The sequence below is a fragment of the Rhizobium sp. SEMIA 4085 genome, assembly GCF_013004495.1.
Classification (GTDB): domain Bacteria; phylum Pseudomonadota; class Alphaproteobacteria; order Rhizobiales; family Rhizobiaceae; genus Rhizobium; species Rhizobium gallicum.
The window spans coordinates 1-6,321 of the sequence record NZ_JABEPH010000351.1 but is presented as its reverse complement, the minus strand read 5'-3'; the positions used below and the strand labels follow the sequence as shown (position 1 = coordinate 6,321).

Here is a 6,321-nt window from a genome sequence, read left to right as displayed (position 1 = left end):
ATATGATACTGATGACATATACTGCTACGTGATAAGTATCTGTCCCCCCCGCGATCTTTGGTCGGTTTTTTTGTTTTGTTAATAGCGCGGCCCCCCCCAAGCCCACCGGTGGCCCCGTCGCCGGCGGCGTAGGATGTTTATAGGACCCAGGTGAGGGTTTCTGGGGCGGAACCCGCCATTACCTCGTTCGCTGTCGTGCTTTTCGATCTTGCGGCACTTACCCTGGCAATGGAAGGCCGGACCCTTCATCCTGACTTCCTGTTGCATGACAGTCCGCGGGAGGCCGATCTTGGCAGATCGCTGTACTCAGAAATCTTCCGCTTTGCGCAGTCGCTGGAGGATGTGGGACCTTCGCCGCTTTTTCAGTATATAATCACCACGACGACCGAACCGCCAGAAGAGTTTCGGAATGTGCCCTGGTTGCGACTGCAGTTGCAAGGGTCTCCTGAAGAAGACCGCTTGTTTCGGGTGAACCTCTAATGCTGTCGCGGTCGGATAGATTGCTCGTAGAGCACGTGGCTGCGCAGCAAGGCTTCGAGTTGGTCGTGCCTGCTGAGGCAGGCATTCTGACCGTCGGCAGTTCGCTGGTGCCGGGCACCATATCGATCCGTCGAGACGATTTGGATTACCTCTTGATAGGCGTAGATCTTCCGCTAGTGGCAGCGGCCCTATTGCAAGAGTTTTCCACCGGCAATGACCAATTCGTACGAGCGGCGGAGGAGGGCGAGCTCTATAGAATAATTGGACGCGCTTTCCAACTCTGCGGGTCATTGCCCGACAGTCCACTGAGGACATTTGAGCTGGAAACGAGCGGCTTACCCAAGACGACCGAAGCCGAACGCTTGGTGGTTCAGCGAATCGGTCAAGATATCTTTCGAAAAGCTTTGGAGAGTTATTGGGATCGTGGTTGCGCGATCACCGGTGTCAAAGACACGGCGTTGCTCCGCGCCAGTCACATCATACCGTGGTCGGAAAGCACCGATTTCCAAAGACTCGACGTCTACAATGGCCTCCTGCTTGCGGCGCACTTGGACGCTGCCTTCGACAAGTACCTGATGACCATTCTCCCTAGCGGCGCCGTGATGTTCTCGTCGCGGCTCAGTGGCCCGGCTCTAGCGATCCTCAATCCGGGCAGTGGAGCGCTGCATGTCCAGATAGCTCGAGGACATGCGCCCTATCTCGAGCGACATCAGACGCGTTTTGCTGAACTGGAAAGCGCATGAATTTTCTCTTAAAACAAAGTCACATCACCCCCCACGCCCGAAACCTCCCCCTCCCGGTCATCTCCCTCAGCCCCAGCTCCAAAACAATCCGCCGCGCCGCCTGCGGCGTAACCTCGAGCGTCTTTGCGACCATCTTGGCCGACACCAAAGGTTTCGCCATGACAAGTTCGACTAGGTCCGGCAGTTTTGAAGACGTCCGCCGCCCCTCGAGCTTTCGCTCCATCAGCGTTCGGGCCAGCGCCAGCCGGTCATGCTCCTTCAGCCCGATCTCCGCGGCCGCGATCAGGCCGTGAGCGATGGCGAGCAACCGGGTCTCGCGGTCACGATGCCGGCGCCGATCGACCGGAATGGTTTTCAGGCCGAGATTGACGGCGGCGAGATGCGCACCGGAGGTGACGCCGGCCTGGCGCAGGATCGAGGCGGCGAACAATCGGCCGAGCCAGGGCGCGTGCTGCAGGACAGCGAGCTCGTTCCAGGCATCGAGGGCGACGATGGCCTGCGGCACCGCCGGCAGGTCTTGCGCTTGCCGAAGCACGCCGCGCCATTCTTCGAGCCGCGCATCCTCGTCCCAGTCGAGATCGTAAATCATCGGATCTTTCTCTTGGTCGCCACTCCGGCCGGGCCGTGTCGCGTTCTCGATCGCCGCTTCCGATCGGGCGAGAACCGCATCGATGGCGGCATAATCGATCCCGGGGAGATGTTCGATGTCGTCGGCGTCTTGCCCCTCCCCTTCCGGATCGACGGCGACCGCGGGCCGAATGACGCCGCTTGGCTGCCCCGCCTCAGCGCCGACCGGATTGATGTCCGACGTCTGTCGCAAATTTCGGATACCATCGGCCGACAATGCCCAGCCGGGGAGTTGGGCTGCGATGCGTCGGCGGGTGCGCAGCACGTCGCGGGCGATTGTCAGTTCGTGGCTGGGTGTGCGAATATCTTTCGTGGCGTCGTGGAGGACGAGGTCTTCGAGATGGACGAGTTCGCCGTCGATCCATAGCGAGGCGCAGGCATCGGTGAATTGGGTGCGCTCGATCCAGCCCGCGCCGACCGGCGAACGGGCAATCCGCTCGTCGAGACGGGCGAGCGCGATGCCGGCGTCGAAAGCCGGCCGCATCAAGGCTGTTATGCTAATTTTCGCGAGATCGTAAGCCATTGAAATCATGGTAAATGATTTCTTATAGGAACTCTATATCAATATTACGGTTCCTCACACCGTATGATAGCTGGGCGAGGCTATAACCATCGATAAGTATAGGTTATCGATGGTAGTTGATCTGGAGTCGCAAAACCCAGCATTTCAGCCCGCCTGGATCGCCGAAATCCGCGGAAATGCGCCTCTTTTCCCCGTGTTTCCCGCCCGCACTCACCGGCTCTCTGCCCTACTGAGCGAAATGCCAGCTACGGGACGGCTGCTTCAAACGATCTGGCGTCGATTTTTCCGCGTCTAAGCCCGGGACAAGATGAGAGAGCGTCGTGGACGATTCTCAAAGGGCCTGATTTGCGCCACTTTGCCCACAGGAGCTCGCTGGCGGGATTTCTCTGTGTTCGATGGCCTGCCACTCGTCCAGCGATGATTTCTGCGCTGTGCGGCTCGCTATTCGTATCATAGAACACGCTTGCAAAGGAACGTTTCCTGATCAATTCTTGTTTTCATAAACGGCCTCGAACGCACAAAAAGCCGAAATCAGTTTGCGCCTGATAACTGTGTAATGTGATCGGCGCACGCGGCATCAACCGCATCGATTAGTTCCTCTGAACGACCGACCAGCCAGGATAGGGCCTCTTCACTTATCGTGTAGTGCGGTGAATAGCGTGCCTTCACGTAGGCCTCATTGAGGGTGTTGAACCAAGCCACGAAACGATGCCGATCTCGTGGCCACACCTCCGCGAGATCCTGCCGTCGTTCTTCTGCGAGATTTCGAAGGAGAGCAAGACTGTGAGAGGAGGGGCTGTAATTTGAAAAGACCAAGAGAAGCCCGGAGTATGCCTGCTCCAGCGCTTGATGAAGGAGAAAGGCCGCCTGCCTAAAATTGCCTTCGGCAAGGCAAAACTTGGACGTCTTCAGGAAAACGCGCGCGTCGCATAGCCGATGTTCGTAGTACAACTTTGCGGCTTCATAAACCAATTCACGGCTTAGGACTTTCGCTGCGGGAAGTTCTTTATCATCAGCTTCGAAAAGAGCGATGCCTTCCCGCCTTATGTCGGAGAAGAAGTAGCGGCCCTGATGAAGCGCGTCGCCAACCTCACGACGGGAATGGATGATCGGATTGACCAAGGTCTTGATACCTCGATCGCGCATCAACCGATCTTTGGCCGCATACCAATATTCGGCATCGGTCAATTTCTTCGTATTGACGATAATGAGGATGTCGTAATCGGACCGATAACCCTTCATCGTATGCGGTTCATCGACCCAGGTTCCGCGCGCATAGGAGCCGAAGAGGATAATTTTCAAGATGCGGCCCTTCTTCTTGAATTCCGCCTCCCCTCCCTTCAACGCGTTCTCGAATTCCTCGTGAATGATCTCGACAACACGCGCCAGTTCGCGCTGCTTCTTTTCCGGCAGATGATCGAGACTCGACTTCATCAAGGGTAAAACTCCCGTTGAATCATTTTCTTAGCGCATCCACTGACCTGCGCACCACCACAATTTCTGAAGGGAAACGGCATGAACCTCGCCGGTTCGCGTTTTTCCCGTCGCTTGAGTGTACGCGCGCGATATCGCCCCTCTTCTCCGACGTACTAGCCGCCCCAGATCCACATCTCCTCGATACCGGTCTCAAGGCCTTGCCCATTCTTCTTCACACCAGCATTGGAGCGCGCCCCAGGGCGGGAATTTCGGTCCGTCGTCAGCGTACGCGCCGAAGCGGAGTTAGCTCCGATTCCAACTTCAGGAACGCTGAGTCGACAAGAAAGCCTCGACGACCCCGAGAAGCAGCCTGGCTTTGTCCAAAGGAAGTTCCTCAATGTGCTTCATTAACCGGTGGCGCAGTTCCGCTTCCTCTTTGGACGCCCCCCACAAATGTGGCGCGGCAGCAAAGAGCAGATCGAACGGTGAGAAATCCAACAGCTCGCTCAAGTGCACCAGACGAGTCACGTGCATCTTCGATTCGCCACGCTCGTATCGCCCGTAAACCTGTGTGGTGAGACCAAGGAGCGGCGCGAGTTCAGGCCGTGTCAGCCCCTGTCTCTCGCGCGCCGCACGCAATGCTTCGCCGATCTGGTTGTCCATTTCACCCAGTTCAGGAGGACCATCGAAACTTGGTCGCCGATAGATTGGGTTCCCGATTTCGGGATCACGCGTCTCAACAAGACCCGCGCTTTCGATGTATTTCTCAGTTTTCGTGGTCATATATGTGCTCTAAGCGCCTCAAGCCAAGGTTCTTATCACTTGAAGGCAGATTCACCGCAACCCCCACTCAGGGAAATCAATGCGATTGCCGCTTTCGCGTAGATAGCGGCATACACGAAACCGTGCGTGGGTGATGGAGCTCATCGACGGGGTCTCATGCACCTGGTAAATGTCACCGTTTTGAAAACGCGGGCCGCCACCAGCGGGTTACGGTGTCGTCGAATTCGACCTACGCCGGCGCTCACTTCCGCAGATCAAAGAAACGTCGGGTTTCCTTGCCTGAATTGTCGTCCTTGATGTCGAAATAGTAGGGCTTGTCACGCAGGGGCCGCGCCGAGAACTCGATGTAACGACATGAATTGTTGCCGGAGTAGACGCGGGGGATGTTTCCATCGATGACCACGCGATTATTGTCCGAGCCATACCGTGGCCGAAAGTTGCGACCGCTGCACCGATCGACGACGCGGCTGCAGCGAGACAGCTCTCTGCCGCGACCACGATCAAAATCTCGCTGTCCGGCGCTTGGTATCCATCCGGCCGGGCAGTCAGCATATTTTTGATAGCCGGTTTTTCCCGCACCTCCCTCGGGGCACGTGGGCCATGAAAAGCCGGGCCGCTTCATGGCCGAAATCAACCGCTCCATAGGTGGATGGCAACTTTGCACACCCTGCCAGGATGGATTTTCGGCGGCGGCGCACAGCAAAATCTCGCAACCCCATTCACTCGCTTCGACCGGCGCCAATGGCAGCGAGAAGCCGAACATGAAAGCAAATGCCAGAACCAGTCGCATCCTCGTGTCCTTCCCTATCGGTCGGTTCGTCGCGGTCTATTGCGCCAGTCGGCGAACGGCGGCGTGATTTCCTGCTCCCGGTCTGAGAGGAGATTCCAATCGGCCAACGGGCGGCGCTGCGTTGTGCGATCGATTGCCTTGCGTTGCCATTCGTCCATGCCAAGGGCGTAGGTACCCCAGAGACCGTAACGCGCGGACCGGGCGTGGCGCTGAGCGGCGAGGTACTGAGAGTTGGCGAACCCCTTCAAACCGGTCCTGGCCCACCCGGCACGCAGCATCTCCAGTCCCAGGTCGCACCCCCGGGCCGAACATCTCCCGGACAGATTGTCAAGGCCGGCGTGACTGATCGGCTGGCAGACGACGATCGCCGTGCCGACAACGCGCTTGAGCCAGGCCTTGGCAAGCGGACCGCATGGAACAGGTGCTGGAGAGGACGTCGCTTGCTCCATCGATGGATCGAATGCCCATTGCGGCAAGGCGCAAGCATCGATGCCTGCCAAGCGAACTCTCCGGCCAAACTCGGGAAACCACAACGTGTCGCCGCTGATGACCGATACCCTTCCCTTGATCGCGGGCCGAAGGGTGACAATAGTGGGCCGCATGCCGTAGCGGTCGTCGCGCGGAAGATCCGCGCCTGCCGCTTGAAAGCTGCCGAGCCCCGAAATCATCAGCAAACTGGCAGCTAAATTCCTCATTGCCCGCCACCCTCCTGGATACCCCTCGCTGCACGACGTCCGAGAAGGATCGACGGGTGCTGGACATTGGAAAACTGCCAAAGTCCTGACCTGCGGAGCGGGATTGACCGGCAGGCCATCGGCGTCGAGGGCCGCAAAGGCATGGCCTTCGGATATCATCATCGTCCCGAGATCCAGATGCTGACCGGCAACCACCGCAAACCAAACGCCGAAGGTGACTGCGGCATTTTCCGCGAATGGGGCGCATGCTGGATTCGTTCCCTT

The 6,321-nt window shown here is 58.1% G+C and carries 8 protein-coding genes; 3 read left to right on the top strand and 5 right to left on the bottom strand.

Going from position 1 to position 6,321, the window contains the following annotated elements; all coding sequences use genetic code 11:
- The first annotated feature begins 195 nt into the window (after nt 1–195).
- Both C9413_RS26035 and C9413_RS26030 read left to right on the top strand, forming a co-directional pair.
- Nucleotides 196–480 carry a hypothetical protein gene (locus C9413_RS26035; protein ID WP_170251095.1) on the top strand — a complete coding sequence of 95 codons (285 nt, stop codon included), beginning with the start codon at nt 196–198 and terminating at the stop codon, nt 478–480.
- A 35-nt stretch (nt 481–515) separates the two neighbouring features.
- Nucleotides 516–1,223 (top strand): HNH endonuclease signature motif containing protein, encoded by a 708-nt coding sequence (locus C9413_RS26030; protein WP_348648804.1) that lies wholly within the window; start codon nt 516–518, stop codon nt 1,221–1,223.
- Nucleotides 1,224–1,242: 19 nt separating this feature from the next.
- On the opposite strand, the gene C9413_RS26025 is transcribed toward C9413_RS26030, so the two are convergent.
- The 5 genes from C9413_RS26025 to C9413_RS26005 all read right to left on the bottom strand — a co-directional run bounded on the left by C9413_RS26025 (nt 1,243) and on the right by C9413_RS26005 (nt 6,057).
- On the bottom strand, nt 1,243–2,382 hold the full coding sequence (locus C9413_RS26025; protein WP_052451740.1) for an RHE_PE00001 family protein: 1,140 nt from the start codon (nt 2,380–2,382) through the stop codon (nt 1,243–1,245).
- A 522-nt stretch (nt 2,383–2,904) separates the two neighbouring features.
- Nucleotides 2,905–3,807 (bottom strand): nucleotidyltransferase and HEPN domain-containing protein, encoded by a 903-nt coding sequence (locus C9413_RS26020; RefSeq protein ID WP_040114588.1) that lies wholly within the window; start codon nt 3,805–3,807, stop codon nt 2,905–2,907.
- A 303-nt stretch (nt 3,808–4,110) separates the two neighbouring features.
- Nucleotides 4,111–4,572: a helix-turn-helix transcriptional regulator gene (locus tag C9413_RS26015; protein WP_040114587.1), complete on the bottom strand. Its 462-nt coding sequence runs from the start codon at nt 4,570–4,572 to the stop codon at nt 4,111–4,113.
- 241 nt (nt 4,573–4,813) lie between these two features.
- Entirely contained in the window at nt 4,814–5,362 is a 549-nt protein-coding gene (locus tag C9413_RS26010; protein ID WP_170251094.1) for a hypothetical protein, read from the bottom strand.
- Between the two features lie 14 nt (nt 5,363–5,376).
- Complete coding sequence (locus C9413_RS26005; RefSeq protein ID WP_246703850.1) at nt 5,377–6,057, bottom strand: thermonuclease family protein; 681 nt, start codon at nt 6,055–6,057, stop codon at nt 5,377–5,379.
- A 66-nt stretch (nt 6,058–6,123) separates the two neighbouring features.
- Between C9413_RS26005 and C9413_RS32805 the strand changes: the two genes are divergently transcribed.
- A partial coding sequence (locus C9413_RS32805) for a hypothetical protein (RefSeq protein WP_210263611.1) occupies nt 6,124–6,321 on the top strand: 198 nt, incomplete at its 3' end.